Origin of the sequence: Enterococcus haemoperoxidus ATCC BAA-382, from assembly GCF_000407165.1 — a bacterium.
In the GTDB taxonomy this organism is placed as follows: Bacteria; Bacillota; Bacilli; order Lactobacillales; family Enterococcaceae; genus Enterococcus_L; species Enterococcus_L haemoperoxidus.
The window spans coordinates 465,921-482,119 of the sequence record NZ_KE136480.1; the positions used below are offsets into that span (position 1 = coordinate 465,921).

The 16,199-nt window shown below is 35.1% G+C and carries 13 protein-coding genes; 4 read left to right on the forward strand and 9 right to left on the reverse strand.

The window, feature by feature from the left end:
- Positions 1–3: 3 nt before the first annotated feature.
- The 6 genes from I583_RS12930 to gshAB all read right to left on the reverse strand — a co-directional run bounded on the left by I583_RS12930 (position 4) and on the right by gshAB (position 9,865).
- On the reverse strand, positions 4–351 hold the full coding sequence (locus tag I583_RS12930; protein WP_010761850.1) for an EF2685/EF0750 family sortase-dependent surface protein: 348 nt from the start codon (positions 349–351) through the stop codon (positions 4–6).
- Positions 352–365: 14 nt separating this feature from the next.
- Positions 366–3,131, reverse strand: coding sequence for an isopeptide-forming domain-containing fimbrial protein (locus I583_RS12935; RefSeq protein WP_010761851.1), 2,766 nt, complete (start codon positions 3,129–3,131; stop codon positions 366–368).
- A 74-nt stretch (positions 3,132–3,205) separates the two neighbouring features.
- Entirely contained in the window at positions 3,206–4,486 is a 1,281-nt protein-coding gene (locus tag I583_RS12940) for a pectate lyase-like adhesive domain-containing protein (RefSeq protein WP_010761852.1), read from the reverse strand.
- 81 nt (positions 4,487–4,567) lie between these two features.
- Positions 4,568–5,278, reverse strand: a complete 711-nt coding sequence (locus I583_RS12945) for a winged helix-turn-helix transcriptional regulator (RefSeq protein ID WP_010761853.1) — start codon at positions 5,276–5,278, stop codon at positions 4,568–4,570.
- A 332-nt stretch (positions 5,279–5,610) separates the two neighbouring features.
- Positions 5,611–6,723, reverse strand: coding sequence for a tyrosine-type recombinase/integrase (locus I583_RS12950; protein ID WP_010761854.1), 1,113 nt, complete (start codon positions 6,721–6,723; stop codon positions 5,611–5,613).
- Between the two features lie 871 nt (positions 6,724–7,594).
- On the reverse strand, positions 7,595–9,865 hold the full coding sequence (gene gshAB / locus I583_RS12955) for a bifunctional glutamate--cysteine ligase/glutathione synthetase (RefSeq protein WP_010761855.1): 2,271 nt from the start codon (positions 9,863–9,865) through the stop codon (positions 7,595–7,597).
- A gap of 227 nt (positions 9,866–10,092) precedes the next feature.
- On the opposite strand from gshAB, the gene I583_RS12960 reads away from it, so the two are divergent.
- Entirely contained in the window at positions 10,093–10,587 is a 495-nt protein-coding gene (locus I583_RS12960; protein WP_010761856.1) for a cysteine hydrolase family protein, read from the forward strand.
- Positions 10,588–10,786: 199 nt separating this feature from the next.
- Entirely contained in the window at positions 10,787–11,665 is an 879-nt protein-coding gene (locus tag I583_RS12965; protein WP_010761857.1) for a YitT family protein, read from the forward strand.
- Between the two features lie 215 nt (positions 11,666–11,880).
- On the opposite strand, the gene I583_RS12970 is transcribed toward I583_RS12965, so the two are convergent.
- Positions 11,881–12,255, reverse strand: a complete 375-nt coding sequence (locus I583_RS12970; RefSeq protein ID WP_010761858.1) for a winged helix-turn-helix transcriptional regulator — start codon at positions 12,253–12,255, stop codon at positions 11,881–11,883.
- Between the two features lie 156 nt (positions 12,256–12,411).
- Between I583_RS12970 and I583_RS12975 the strand changes: the two genes are divergently transcribed.
- Together I583_RS12975 and I583_RS12980 are read left to right on the forward strand one after the other, a co-directional pair.
- Positions 12,412–13,254, forward strand: coding sequence for an aldo/keto reductase (locus tag I583_RS12975; protein WP_010761859.1), 843 nt, complete (start codon positions 12,412–12,414; stop codon positions 13,252–13,254).
- 22 nt (positions 13,255–13,276) lie between these two features.
- Complete coding sequence (locus I583_RS12980) at positions 13,277–14,071, forward strand: SDR family NAD(P)-dependent oxidoreductase (RefSeq protein ID WP_010761860.1); 795 nt, start codon at positions 13,277–13,279, stop codon at positions 14,069–14,071.
- A gap of 63 nt (positions 14,072–14,134) precedes the next feature.
- Here the strand turns inward: I583_RS12980 and ftsY are convergent, their stop codons facing one another.
- A complete protein-coding gene (ftsY, locus tag I583_RS12985; RefSeq protein WP_010761861.1) occupies positions 14,135–15,361 on the reverse strand; it encodes a signal recognition particle-docking protein FtsY in 1,227 nt (408 codons plus the stop codon).
- Positions 15,362–16,189: a Cof-type HAD-IIB family hydrolase gene (locus I583_RS12990; protein WP_010761862.1), complete on the reverse strand. Its 828-nt coding sequence runs from the start codon at positions 16,187–16,189 to the stop codon at positions 15,362–15,364.
- Positions 16,190–16,199: the final 10 nt, after the last annotated feature.

Here is a 16,199-nt window from a genome sequence, read left to right on the forward strand (position 1 = left end):
TATCTAGCCACCATTCCCATTTTTTCGTTTTTGTTTGAGCAAAAGGTAACTACAGAAAAATAGTATCGCAATCCCACATACACCCAGTGAACCTTTTACAAATTCACCAGTTGAAGGCAATCTTCCTTTAGGTTTTTCTGGTTTTTCTGGTTTTTCTGGTTTTTCTGATTCGGAACTTGCTTCCTCTAGTTCCGGTTCTGCTCCTTTTTCTTCATAGAAACTAACTACACCATTTGTGCCAACTTGTCCCCCTATTTGATTTTCATCAGCAAAGACTGTTATCGTATGGCATTTCCCAAACACAACCAATAAGAAAGAAATTAGAATTGTCATATATAATTTTTTTTTCACTGTTTTTCTCTCCTTTACGGTGGTGTTGCGCCTGGCGTAGCAGATAGTTCCCAAATAATCTCCGCTTCATAATCGCCTAGTGACTGAACATCTCCTGGCAAAACTTCTAACTTGAAACCATCATCATTCTTTTTATTCCCCCAAGAATCACTTATATTATAAGCATTATGATTATCATTTTTACGGACCATAATAGGTATAGCTGAATTACTTAACTTATATTCTTGTCCATTATAGACATATCGGATCGCATCTGGTAAAACCTTACTTACATCACCCACTAAATGCATATCTCCGTTTAATTTAGCTGTCAATGTCCATGTATCCAACAGTCCTCTTCCATCAGAAATAACTAAATCGTTATCATAAGAAGGATTATCTATTCTCGTAACTTTAGCATCAAACGCTTTGATTCCGAAATTGATTACCTTTGGTGCGGAAATAAAATTTAACTCTCCATCTTTTAACGTATAAACCAATTCATTTGATTTTAACTTCTCACTATCTATACCATAGACAATTATTTTATGAGGACCATGAGATAATTTTTCCCCTGGTATTGTAAATTGGTAAGAATTATCATTATTTTTAGGCGAATTGATATACTCTGGAACAATCTTAACAGGTTCTCCACTGTCTACTTGGTAATACATTGTGATACTCTCAGAATCAGGATCGTTGAATGTTCCGGATAATATTTTCGCTTCACCAGTTGATACACCTTCTGTTTCGTTCAATGTAATGGTTGGTGGAATTAAGTTTTCGACTTTTTGAGCTAACAAAGCGTTGTCCTTGTCTTTGACAGGATTACCGAGTGAATCTACTCCATTAGCATAAACCCAGTTATCAACCTTTTTCCCTGAAGCTGAAAAGTTGATTGTTGCTGAAAAATTGATTTTCAAATTAGACGTATCCTCAGCTTTTATATCTTGTTTTGGCAAGCTCAATTTACGATTATTCGCATCATAATATTCTGGATGTTTCTCAGTTGTGCCATTTTTGGTAACTTCAATTGTGCTAGTATCAATATCTAAAGACGATTCGATTTCATCAAAAATCGTGACCTTTTTCCAAACATTCGTTGGGACAAGTGAAAGGTTTTTAACTTCCATTTCATAGTTCAAAATGTCGCCGACTTTTGCGTTATCCGTTGCGGGTCGCTTGTTGTCTTCAGCTGTCTTGTTTACCACTTTTTTAGAAACAAAAGTTTGAACTTCTTCTCCAGTTTTAATTTTAGAATAGGCCGTATTACTAGAAATAATTTTTTTCTTATCCCCTGTAACAGAAATATTATCTGTATAATGCAACTCTGATCTATTCGGTATGACAAATGCTTTTTCAGAAGCTGAGTATGTCGATTGTAGTGCCAGTCGATTCTCAGAATTCAATGTTCCTTTTATGTCCATCTCCAACATTTCACCATACATCAACAAATTTCCATTGGCATCTTTATCTGTCATAAAGGCTTCTGTAAACTCTACACGAATAACATCTCTCACACCTGCTGGTTCTGCTAGTACTCCTTTTTCTGGATCTGCCGATACCGCTGGCACGTTTACATCGCGATCGATCGTAACATTGTAATATTTAGCTGGTAAATCTTCTTGAGTTTGTCCAAATTTAAGCTTAATATCAGTTGCTTTTTCAACTTTAATGGCATTATGAATGGGATCTAACCATGTAAATGAATTATAACGATAGTTTTTCCCATTGTTTGGTGTATATTGATAAACGGAATATTCCACATTTTTTTCATTATCAGTACTTTCATTGTCATATCCTACTTTATTAGGATTATCTGTTTCAAAGGGCAATAATCCTTCATTATCCGCCATCGTTGTACTATCTGACATTCGAAAAATTATCGGATAACCCGATGTTGGACCAAATGTGTATGCTGCCCAAGATAATTTAGCTTCTTCACGATTAGCTAGATCTTCGAGAGCATTTACGCCTGGGATAAATGGCATCAGATGTAGTAATCCATCTGTCTTTTTAAAACTTAATTTGGTGTCTTCTGACATGATAAGATTTTGTAAATTCATTTTCTTTTCATCTACTAAAATACTTTCACGGTAATCTACATCCGCAAAAACATTGTAACCCGTTACTTCAACTTTATTCTCTGTTCCATGTTCTAAGTATTCATAAGTCAATTCTACAGTTGGGTATTGATCTTCTTTAGTGCTTTCTGATTTCGTTAATCGTACTTGATTAAAGTGGTTTTTTGTTCCACCGATTAATAACCCTTTAGAAGAAGTCCCTCTCGCATTAAACCCACTATTTTTTTCAACATTAGTAACCGTGAGACGCATATCAATCCATTTCCCTTTAAATACCCCAACATTAGTGTACGTTAGATTTGCCGGTTTTTTCGATTCAAAATCCTCTGGGGAATATTGGTACACCTTACCAGTAAATCCATTCCCAGCGTTGGCAACTTCTGTAAACCCGTTATTTAATACCTCTGTACCTATATTTTTACCAGCAACACTTTCCGTCCAACGCGGTATAAAACTGTATTCTCCCGGCAAAGATGTAATATTTGTCTTTCCTAAGATAATAGTTTTATCTGCATCGTATTCTGTAAGCATTTTTCCACGATCACTTGGATTATCGGTCAAATAAGGGACTCCAAATAGCTTATTATCACTTACTGAGCTATCTGCGGATATCTTTGCTTGGAGTTTATAGTTATTGGAAAAGACATTTTGGAAAAAGATAAGGCTAACTGCTACTACAATAGCGATCAAAAATTGGATTTTTTTGTTTTTCAGCATTTTCCCCTCTCCTTTCCTTAGAATTTTATTTTAAAGACTGAGTTAGTATTATCTCAGTCTTTAAAATACTTTAATTATGTTGTAGGTTGTGTAATGATGATTCTACCAAAGTTTTGAACTTGGAATTCACTGTTAAAGTCTGCTACCGCAGAGTCAACTGATTGTGTTGAACCATTAGCAATGCTCGTTGTCGCTTCCGTTACAGACCATTCTTTAGTTAGCGTATTGTAGTCACTATATGCTTCAATTTTATCTTGATTTTGGAAAGCAAACGTTAGATTCCCTTGGTTCTTTTTAGTGCTGAAAACTGGTGAACCTAATGTTTTGTTACCTAATTCAAATTCTACTACTTCGTTCACATTGATTGATGAACCAGGTGCTGAAAAAACAATACCTTGTGTTCCTTCACCTGTAATATAAACATATGCTCCTTTAGCAACATTAATTTGAGAACCTGGTTGTGCAAGATCAATTGTTGGCTTTATTCCTTTACTTGCGCCTTTTGAGTGAATATCCAGATCTGCATTTTCACCTACGTTTAAAACAGGAGCCGTTTTGTGGTGAATTGATTTATCAAATGCTAACCCAGTTCCTTCTGTTTCAATTTTTAGTCTAGAATCACTTTGTAAATTAATTTGGTTGATTTTGCCATTAAATGCAGAGCGTGCTTGGTTTTTTACATTTAAAATTACTGATGCAGTGCTCTCAACCGTTACAGTTCCTTGCCAACCATTTTCATAAGTCCCTTTGAATTTAAATGCGCTACGATCATGGCCACTATTAGCAGCAATACCATTTAATTCAGAACCTTCTTTAAAGACAACATGTGCAACCCAACCGATTTCATCTTCTGCATCAATTGTGTTTGTTCCTTCAAACGTTAATGTTCCGTTATTCAATTGAACTAACGTTTCACCATCAAAGGTATTGTCTTTTGATACGAAGTCCCAACCATTACTCCCTTTGAAGAAAGTAGCTAATTTACGATAACCGACAACTTCTACACCTTCTAAAGTGAACGTACCTTTTTCTTTACTTGAAATTTTACCGTGAATGTAATGTTTACCAAGATCAATTTTTGCCCCTGTTGTTGAATACATTTTGACATCTCGAATTGGTACACCTGTGATAGCTCTTGGGAAAGTAATGTCCCCTGTTACTTCAATTGCAGATACTGAAGCGTCTGCCAGTGCCGCTTTCAATTGTTCAAATGTGTTTACTTGTTTCGCATTTTCTGTAGCCACAACAGATGAACCTTCGTTAGCATGCGCTGCTAGTGGTAAAACTGTCGGGGCGATCAATGCTCCTAAAATTACTGCTTTTGTTACTGTTGATTTTAATGAAATACTTTTCATCTCTATCTTCCTCCTATTTTCTCTCTATATTAAACAGTCACAAAACTGTTCAATAACTTTATTTGTTACCTTTCAATGTTTCTAAATAACTAACATATAGCCTTTGGATCGAACAGTTTTGATATACATTGGCGCCTTTTCATTTTTTTCGATTTTTTTGCGCAAATGAAAGATTAAGTTTGATACTCGATATTTTCGATCCGCAACATCGTCTTTCCAAACATTTTGATAAATTTCATCGTAACTGACTGCTCGTCCAACATTTTGGTGAAGATATTCTAGCGCTAGATACTCAAGTTTAGTCAAATCAATTTCATTATCATCAATCATTACACTAAAATTACTAGGAACAAGTTCTAATCCTACAACTGTATTTAATTGATTTCTTCTAGATACCAACTTACCATTTTGTTTTGAAAAGTTAAGTCGGCTCCTATAGCGATTCAATGCATTAGTAATCAACTGAACTAACTCATCGGGTTCACATTCATTCCCTGCAATTCCATCCGCTCCTAATCTTGGGTAAACACTGCGATTAGCTTTTGTTAAATGCTCTGAAATAATCCACACCAATGTATCTGAGCTTTTTCTTAAATGAATGATCATTTCACAGATATTTCCTACGTATTGATTGTCATCATCTTGAATGATAATCACATCTAATTCATTTGATTTTTTTAACATCACTTGTTCGTGCTCAATACTATGAACATTTTCATATGTAACTTTTAGGGTATTCATATAGTCTTTTTCTGTTGTGGTAGTCAATGCAACATATCCAATTTTATACATAGTTAATTTTTCTCCTTTCCACCAAGTAGGTAAAATCAGACAATATCCATATTCATATTCTTTTTATTTTTTATTGAAGAAAGTTATAATAAGTAGATTCTATAAATTCGATAGGACAACCTGCACTCCACTACTTTAAGGTAAAATTTTATATCATAATGGAACGTACTATATTATCTTGAAACTACTTATTTTGAGATATATGCTTTCTCATCTATGCATATCAGTATTTCTAAAGTACTTTGACCATTTTCTTGACGGTTTAAAAACGAATACTCATTACAATAGTTCACAAAATGTTTTCGTTGAGTCCATGAAAAAATCCACTCTTTTTAGGAGTGGATGCTTAATCTTTTATCAATAACACTTATTGCAGCTTTTCTATTTTCCCACAATGAATCTGTATACGTATCTAAAGTCATTTTTATAGAAGAGTGTCCTAATATTTTACTTAAAGTTGCAATATCAATTCCTTCTTCAACACATCTTGTTGCAAATGTATGCCTTAACATATGGAAGTGGATAGAACCTAACCGTGCCGTCTTCACATTTTTTTTAAATCTGTAGTTAATGATTCTGGGTTCGGTAAAACTACCTCTACAGTTTATGACATACTCACTTATTGCGCATTTTTTCCATTTTAATAGATACTCTTTTAGATTTACAGCTAAAGGAATCACTCTCAAGGAGCTTTTTGTTTTCGGTGTATCAATTATTATCTCAGTCTTTCCATTTATTGTAGTTGAGGGAATCCTAGATATTGTACGTCTAACATGGATAATATTTTTTTCCATATCAATATCAGACCATTTCAGTCCGCTGATTTCACCAATTCTCATTCCGGTATACAGTGCAATAATTTCTCCGGAGCACTCATTTTGTTGTAAGACAATTCGTTCCAAACTCTTTTGTGCATGTACAGTCAGTGCAGCAATCTCTGGTTTTTGTATGGTGGGTAAGACAATCTTGGTGCAAGGATCACTATAGATTTTTTCATCGTAGACAGCTTTTTTCAATGAACTTTTCAATATAGCGATAATACTGCGAATCGTGCTATTTGCTAAGTTCATCGTATTTAAATCATTGATGAAAGATTCAATATGTTCTGTCTTCAAATCCCTCAATGTTGTCTTCCCTAAGTAAGGCAATATGTATTTGTCTATCTTACCTTTATAGTTTGAATAGGAGGATGCCTTGATTTTATTTTTCATCAAAATCTCTAACCAATAATTAAGCCATTCTTCCAAAGTACCTGAAAAAGAAGTGATATTTTTGTTTGAAGCAATGTATTGTGCTTTTTTTATTGATAACTTTTCTTTCACTTCTGAATAGTTTTTTCCATACACGTATCCATAAATAATTCGTTTATCTGTTGTTCGATCTTTAATAAAACGTCCTTCCCAACGTCCGTCTTTTCGTTTATAAATATTTTCACCTTTTCTCACTAACTAAATCCCTCCAGTTTATGTAAAATAATGACGGCTATCTTGACGGCTGATAATGCAACCATTTTAATTAAATAACGAACCACCTCGGAAAAATAATATTGCAATTAGATTAGAAAAAAGAGATAAATATCGATTTTTTCATATTTTTCTCAATTTTTATTATAATTTGTAAAAAATATGAGAAGAAAACACCTAGACTAATCAAATAAAATGCTTTAAACTTGTAGAAGTAGAGATTTCCATCTCAAAATAAGTAGTTTCAAGATACTAAAATCTCATTTATATAACAAATAAAAAAGCACTTCACATACTTAAACTCCCACATTTACTTCTAACCAACCACCATCTGACGTCAATTACCTTGATTCCTTTATTATTGATTTACTCAAAAAAATGCAATAATAATCTATATGTACCATAGTATCTCCATTTAAAAAGTAACAACGTCTTCCTCAACATGATTACTTAATGCTAATTTTACTGATTGACAAAATAGAATTACATACTTGCCACATTCCAAAATTTCTACGATTTTTAACAACATTACTTGCAAAGAATAACCTCAACTACATTTTTTATTCATTGACTAAAACACTCACTTATCTTCTCTATCTAGTTCCCATATCATTATAGTTCAAAAACAATACTTTTTGTTATAAAAATGAAATTTTAACCAATTAAATCAAAAACAAATAACACATTTATATCAATAACCTCCTTCAATTCTATTCGTTTATTCTCTTTATCAGCTCTTGCATAATGGAAAACAATTTGAAATTGCTTTTCACATAAGAATTTGTCTACTCATTTTTAAGATAAAAAAAATAAAAGATCAAGCCCTATTTACGGTCTTGATCTTTTATTTATATTATTCAAATATCTCTGGATACAACATTTTCAATACATCCATTGTTAAATGGCGCCCATGACCCGAATGCGGATAAGCATGCATATGCATTGCTGGGTTAAAGTTTGCTTCTATGATGCCATATGTTCGGCTATTCTTGGTTCCTTTAATCGATTTATCTGGAACAATCAAATCAATACCACATATTTTCGCACCTAGTGCTTGAACCGCTTCAATAGCAATCCGTTTATAACTTTCATCAAAGTTATCCGTTACATCGATCGAATCGCCACCAGTGCTGATATTGGAATTCTCCCGCAAATAAACGATCTGATCTTTATCAGGAACCGATGTCGTCAATAGATTTTGCTCTTTTAACATCAACCGTTCAACATCACCTAATTGAATCAATTCCAGCGGTGAACGGTGGTGAGTTCCTCTCAAGGGATCAAGATTCTTTTCTGCTACTAACGCTTCAACAGAACGAATGCCGTCTCCCACAACATTAGCTGGTACACGCAGCATAATTGCTCGCACTTGATCATCTAAAACAAAAAATCGATACTCAGTTCCTGGCAAGAATTCTTCGATCAAAACAGCAGAATCTTCTTTAAATGCTAATTTCAATGCTTCTGTATAATCTGCCAAGGAAGCTCCTTCTTTAAAAATTGTGATTCCCAGTCCATAATTTGTTGTTTTTGGTTTGATTACAAACGCTTTTTCAGAATATTTGATATAAGCTTGTTCTGCCCTTTCGATCGTATCAAACTCATCTCCATCTGGTACGTTAAACCCAGCTTGTGCCAAAACCTTTTTGGTAACAGTCTTGTTCTCCATGATCAATGGTACGATATAACTATCTTTACTAGTCATATTGGCATTTTTGACGTACTCGACATGGTCGTTGTGTTTGAGTTTCAAAAATTGCTCTGCTTCATCTAACAGTTCAACTTCCACACCTTTTTGAATGATATCAAATAAAAACAACTGCGTGGATAACTCCATATTTCTGAACCCAGCTAATTGATACGGACGTTCAAAAGCCATTCCTTGATATTCTTTTCCAAAAATAATACCCAATTCCTGATTTGAGTTACTTTCAATGATCGTCCACATTTTTCCAGCAATCGTTAAATCAGGTGTTCTTAGTTGCGCTCGGTGAACTTCTAATGATTTCTTCGCTCTAAATAAACCTAAAGCTTCGATCATTTCATCCATTTCAGCAAATATCCGATCCCCTTCTGCTAAAAGCTTTACTTGCGCAAAAGGATGGCCTAAAGCAACTTGCTCATTTAAGAAATCGCCTGTTGCAACCCAATCATTCGGTGCTTCTTTTTCATCTGTCCACAATAAATACAACATAAACAAATGAATAAATTCAAGTGACTCTTCATCCACCCCTAATGGCGCAAATGGGTTTAAATCCAGATTTCTAAGTTCAATATAGCGGACGCCAGTTTTAGGCAAATCAGCCATTTGTTTGCCCCCACGTAATCGAACCGCAGAGTAAAACTCTTTTTCTTCTGATAAGATACCATTTTCAACCATTCGGTGAATGTCATTAATATACTGTTGTAAAGATTCATAAGATACTTTGACATTTTCATTGTTTTTATAGCCAAACGAACTGTTGCGTAGACTTCTGACAGGCTCTTTCGGTCGCTCTTCTCTTTCAGTAAAGTAGCCTGATTCACTGACAGGAGATGCGCCGAATAGATACGTAATCAACCAGCGATAACGTAAATAGTTACGTGAGACTTTCATATATAAAATATTTTTAAATTCTTCAATCGTTTCGTATTCTGCTTGTTCAGAAAAAAGCTGTTGAACTAATGTAATATCATATTCAAAATTAAAATGAATCCCACTAACCATTTGCTTACGTTTGCCATATTCTCTTGCTAAGTAGCGACGATAAAGAATACCTTCAAACTGATCAAGCTTGGCTATTTTAATGTCTTCATCTTTAAGTGGCAATTTTGGCGGCATACTTAACGGCCAAAGCATTTCATGTTTATTCATCGAACGTATTGCTACATCATGAATTGCCGCAAGATAGCGGAGCATTTCATTGATCGAGTTCGCCACTGGCGTGATCAATTCCATCTGTGTTTCACTAAAATCTGTTTGAATGTATGGATGATAAGATCGATTTCCTAAAACTTCCGGATGATCTGTCGTCGCTAGTTGACCATCAAATGTCGTGCGTTGACTTTCTTTTTCTAATCCAAATCGTGCAGCCATGACATATGGACGCACACTTTTTTGCTGTAACAACTCTTTAAATTTCATACTGTCGCCTTTCTTCCCGTTATTATTCCATTACTCATCATTATATAGAAAAAGAGAAGCAAAAAGAATATTTTAGCTTAAATTTTGTTAAAAAGGTAATAAAATTCCTTAATTGGTTAAAAAAACGAGTTTTTTTTGAGCCCTTTTTTCCGATATAGCATATGCTTTTACGTTTCTTCACTTCATTGTATACTAGAAAGAAAAATCGTTAAAACAAGGAGAAATTAATGAATACTAAAGCTTTGATAGTCATCGATCTCCAAAATGGTCTAGAAAATTCGGGTACTGGTTTATTTCATCTGACTGATTTATTGACAGGGGTCAACCAACGTATTGCAGATTACCGAAAAAATCACCAGCCAATTATTTTTATTCAACACGAAGATACCGAACTTGTTCCTGAAAGTTATGATTGGCAACTATTTGAGCAACTAGATGCTAGAGATTGTGACTTTTATGTCGGGAAAACTCATGCCAATTCTTTTTTTCAAACGAAGTTAACAGCCCTCTTAGCTGAGCTAGCTGTCACCGAACTTGAATTTTGTGGTGCTCAAACAGAATATTGCGTTGATACCACAGTTCGTATGGCTCACGGTTTAGGGTACACTTGTTTCATGAAACGAGGACTCAGTACTACACTAAACAATGATTTATTAGGCGCTCAAACGATTATCAAACACCATGAAAATTTATGGGATCAACGATTTTTAACTTTTATTTGATTAAATAGCACTCGTTTTTCTATTCTCTCTAATTTTACCATACTCATCGACTAAAAAATTAAAATTATCTCATGATATCTTCTAGTCATTCATGATAGTATAACTAGGGGATATTTGTTGAACTTTTTATTTTTTGCTCTTATTTTCCGTTCAAAAAGGAAATACACCCCTATTCTACGAAAATGGAGGAACATTTTACATGAAATTTACGAAAAGACAAATCCAAGATACGTTATACGTAACGATTGGTTCTTTTATTTTAGCAGTATCGATCAATTCGATTTTACTGCCAAATAAAATTGTAGCAGGTGGTGCCAATGGGATCAGTGTAGTGATCAATTATCTGTTTGGAATCAATCCGGCTTTAGTTTTATATGCGATTAATTTGCCTTTATTAATTGTTTGCTTTTTACTCTTAGGGAAAGAAGTTGGAATCAAAACAATTTATGGAAGCTTGATTTATCCGTTTTTTGTAGGTATCACCACTCATTTGCCTGTGCTAACTCATAATATTTTTCTAGCGACGATCTTCGGGGGGATCCTAACAGGTATTGGTTTGGGTCTAGAATTTAGAGGGAATGCTTCAACTGGCGGTACGGCTATTATTTCACAAGTCGTGAATAAGTACTTTAAAGTTTCGTTAGGTGTCTCAATTTTATTTGTAGATGGATTAGTCATTTTATCGGCTCTATTCGTTTTCAATACTGACACAGTGCTATTCTCACTGATTTGTTTATACCTTATTGGACGTGTAGTGGATATGGTTCAAGTTGGCTTTGTTCGTTCGAAAAATGTGTTGATTATTTCACCAAAATTTGCAGAAATCAAAGAAAAAATCTTAGTTGATATGGATAAAGGCTTGACAATGATCCCAATCGAAGGTGGGTATCAAAAAAATCCAAGTATGCTGATGATGACGGTTATTAGCGAAAAAGACTTTGCTAAGATCAAAGAAAATGTCATGGCCATCGATGAAGAAGCATTTATTGTTTCGATGAATGCAAGCGAAGTTTTTGGTCGAGGTTTTAGTTTAAAGAAAATAGCAGAAGATTATGGAATTGAAGCGAATAATTTATAATCAGAAAAGCAAAGCGTTTCACTCTCTTGAAAGTAGGATAAAATACACCCCTTTCAGCCGCAAAACTACAGAGTGGGCAACATATTAAATTACGCTATTTTTCACAGATTCCACTATTCTTCTTGTCACTTGTATTCAAAAAAGCATAGTAAGACTGTTGTGTTTCCAACGGCCTTGCTATGCTTTTTTTATCAATTTCTATACTATACGTTCTCTTAATTATTACAATTCAAACTAATCGCTTCACCATTATCAATCAAATGCTCCGCATGTGTTTCTCCCCAAGAACAAAGCAAATCAAGAATTTCGCCTAAAGATTCACCGTAATCACTTAGACTATATTCAACTTTTGGCGGAATTTGGTTATAGGACTTTCGATCAACAATATTATCTTGTTCTAATTCACGTAATTGCTGCGTCAACATTTTTTGGGAGATATTGGGTATCGCTCTAAGTAGTTCACTTGTGCGCATGACTTGATGTCTTAAGTTACAAAGAATGATCGGTTTCCATTTGCCACCAATCACATCCATCGTAACTTCCACACCTATATTGTACTTTTTTTTGACTGATGTTGGGACTGATTCCATACACGTCACATCCTTTCATGATTCATTTAACCAAAAAAAGCCTGAAAAATCAATTAATTACTTTTTGGTATGTATAGAACTTTAAAGTACGTACTATTCATTTAGACTAGCAGCTGTTACGATAGATTTACTTTAAAAGTGAAAGGAAGATAACCGATGATTCGTTCATTAACAGACAAAATATTATTAAACAATAAAGTTGAAATGCCAGGCTTTGGTTTAGGTGTATTTCAAGTAAGTAATGAAAATACTGTTTTATCCGTGCAAAAAGCAATTGAGGCAGGCTACGTCAGTATCGATACTGCACAAATTTATGGAAATGAAGCTGGTGTCGGAGAAGGAATCAAGCGTGGTCTAACCTTGACTGGGAAAAAACGTGAAGAGCTGTTTATCACAAGTAAAGTTTGGAATCATGGGTTAAACTATGATCAAACGATTACGGCCTTTAACGACAGTTTAGCAACATTAGGTTTGGATTATTTAGATCTTTATTTGATCCACTGGCCTGGAGACAATGAATTTTTAGAACCTTGGGCAGCATTGGAAGATTTGTATCTTAGCGGAAAAATCAAAGCGATCGGCGTTAGTAACTTTGAAGTCCATCATCTAAAAACACTTCTTGATACAGCAAAAATCACTCCTGTAATCAATCAAGTGGAGCTTCATCCCCGAATGGCGCAAAAAGAAATTCGAGCATTTGGAAAAGAAAAAGGAATCATCACTGAAGCCTGGTCACCTTTGATGCAAGGGCAACTATTAGAAGACGAAACGATTTTAAAAATTGCCGCAAAACACAACAAATCGGCCGCTCAAATTATTTTAAGGTGGCATATTCAAAACGATATTATCGTTATTCCAAAATCGGTTAAAGAATCACGTATCAGAAGTAATGCAGAAATTTTTGACTTTGAACTATCAACAGAAGATTTAGCTGTGATCAATCAACTAGATGATGGTACACGAGTTGGTCCTAATCCAGATACATTCTTTTTTAAATAAAATTTAGTGAGGAGATATCGTCATGGAAATGAATATCAAAGGAAAAACTGCATTAATCACCGGCTCAACAAAGGGGATTGGCAAAGCGATTGCGAGTGAATTAGCCAAAGAAGGTGTCAATGTTTTGATTAATGGCCGTAACGAAAAAGAAGTTACAGCGTTAGTCGACGAACTAAAAGACCGCTTTCCAAAAACGAATCCACAATCTGCTTCTGGAGATATCGTTGTCTCAGAAGATCGCCAACGCTTATTTAACAAATTTCCTCATATTGATATTCTAGTGAATAACATGGGGATTTTTCAACCAATGGCTTATGAAGATATTGACGATGATACTTGGGAAAGATTCTTTCGGATAAATGTACTTGCTGCCAATTCTCTCGTTAAATTTTATCTCCCTAAAATGTTAAACGAAAACTTCGGCAGAATCATTTTTATTGCTAGTGAAGAGGCGGTCATGCCTTCTGGAGAAATGCCACAGTATAGTATGACAAAAACCATGCAGCTTTCTTTAGCGAAAAGCTTGTCTAAGTTAACCAAAGGAACACAAGTAACCGTTAATACAATCATGCCAGGCTCTACAATGACTGAAGGCGTGCGTGATATGATCGAAAAAATGTATCCTGATTCAACATTGACCTTAGCAGAAAAAGAAAAATTATTTATGGCAAACAACCGTCCCTTATCTCAGATCCAACGCTTGATCGATCCTAGTGAAATCGGACGTTTAACTGCGTTTATCAGCAGTCCCTATGCTTCAGCGTTCAGCGGTGCCGCACTTCGGATGGATGGCGGTATGGTTCCAACAATATTTTAGCGAATAAAAAAACCTTTTGGATGCCTACTTAATGTAGTCACTCAAAAGGTTTTTGTTGTTCCTTTAATCTTCGACTTTCAGTAAGCCTTTAAACAATCCAATTGCAAAATCATTTGCATCAAACGGTTCTAAATCATCAATTCCTTCACCTAATCCAACTAACTTAACTGGTAAATGCAGCTCATTACGAATCGCTAAGACGATTCCGCCTTTTGCTGTACCATCCAATTTTGTTAAGACTAAGCCTGTGACATCGGTCGTTTCTTTAAATTGTTTTGCTTGTGACATTGCGTTTTGCCCAGTCGTTGCATCTACTACAAGCAACACTTCATGAGGCGCATCCGGCAATTCACGCTGAATCACACGTTTGATTTTTTCTAATTCGTTCATCAAATTAACTTTGTTTTGTAAGCGTCCTGCTGTATCTACAAGTAAGATATCTGCATTCTCCGTTTTTGCACGTTCTACGGCATCAAAGACGACTGCTGCTGGATCGCCACCGGCATTGCCTCGAACAACTTCTACACCGGCACGTTCGCCCCAGACAACTAATTGATCGATAGCCCCTGCTCTAAACGTATCAGCAGCTGCCATTAAGACTTTTTTTCCGTCTTGTTTGAATTCATGGGCTAGTTTGCCGATACTAGTTGTTTTACCAACACCATTAACACCGACAAATAACATAACAGTTAAGCCATTTGGTTGAATATTCAAGGCATTATTTTCTTCGATACCTTCTGCTTCGTACAAATCAACCATTTTTTCAATGATCGTATTTTGAACCGCAGCTGGTTTTTTCACGTTACGTAATTTTACTTCTTGACGAAGGGATTCTGTAATTTTTATGGCTGTATCAAAACCAACGTCAGCGCCGATCAAGGTCTCTTCTAATTCTTCAAAAAAGTCTTCATCAACTGAACGGAAATTAGCGAATAATTCATTCAACCGTTCGCCAAAGGTTTTACGGGTTTTTTCTAAGCCTTTTTCATACTTATCTTGTACGATGATTTCTTCTGCTTGTTCCTCAATGATTTCAGGATCAACAAGCTCTTCCGCTTGTGTCACAGGGTTCACCGTAATAAGAGGGTCGATTTCCGTTTCTGATTCTGCTTCTATAGCTTCAAGAGAATCATCTTGTGCTTGTTCCGTCACTTCTTGTTCTACTTGTTGCTCTTCTAAAACACCATCTTCTTCCACAGCTTCTGTCTGTGTTTCGTCTGTTTCGATTTCAGCTGGCTGTGCTTCTTTTTCATTCATAAACGCCTTTTTTATTTTATCGAAAAATCCCATTTATATTCCTCCTTTCAATGGTTCTAACACAAATTTTTCAACGGCTTGTGCGACGCCGTCATTATCGTTTGTATCTGTGATTACATCTGCCAAATCTTTCACTCTAGCAACAGCATTTTCCATCGCTACGCCAAGTCCTGCATATTCGATCATCGGTAAATCATTTTCTTCATCACCGACCGTCATGATTTCTTCTTGATTAATGTCTAAATCTCTAGCTAATAAAGAAATTCCATAGGCTTTCGTGATTCCTTTTGGCATAAATTCTAGTAGATTACTTCTCGTTTTGATGATTTCATAACGATCATAAAATGGACTAGGAATCTTTTTAATTTGCTCATCTAGATACGTTTGTTCCACTGCAATGACTGCTTTATTGTAAATTCTATCAGCTGTCAGTTGGTCTAATTCATAAGACTCATATGTCAGTAATGTATTTAGTTGGCTATATAACGATTCATAATTCTGCGTCGTTGGCAGTTGCAACACTAGCCCGTCAGACAGAATATCCAAAGGTACATTCAACGCTGCAGCTAATTCAAACAAATCATGAACATTTTCTAAAGGCATGGATGCTTTTTCAATGATTTCGCCAGTATCGTTTTTTTGAACCAATCCACCATTAAAGGTAATACTGTAATCACCGTTGTCTCGCAAATTCAAAGCGTCTAAATAAATACCGATCGCTGCTAACGGACGACCTGTACAAATGACGATTTTAACACCTGCAGCTTTCGCTTTGGCCAAGGCTTGTTTATTTCTTTCAGAAATTTCTTTTTTACTATTTAAAAGTGTGCCATCTAAATCAATAGCGACTAATTTAATCAATCTGTCTTGT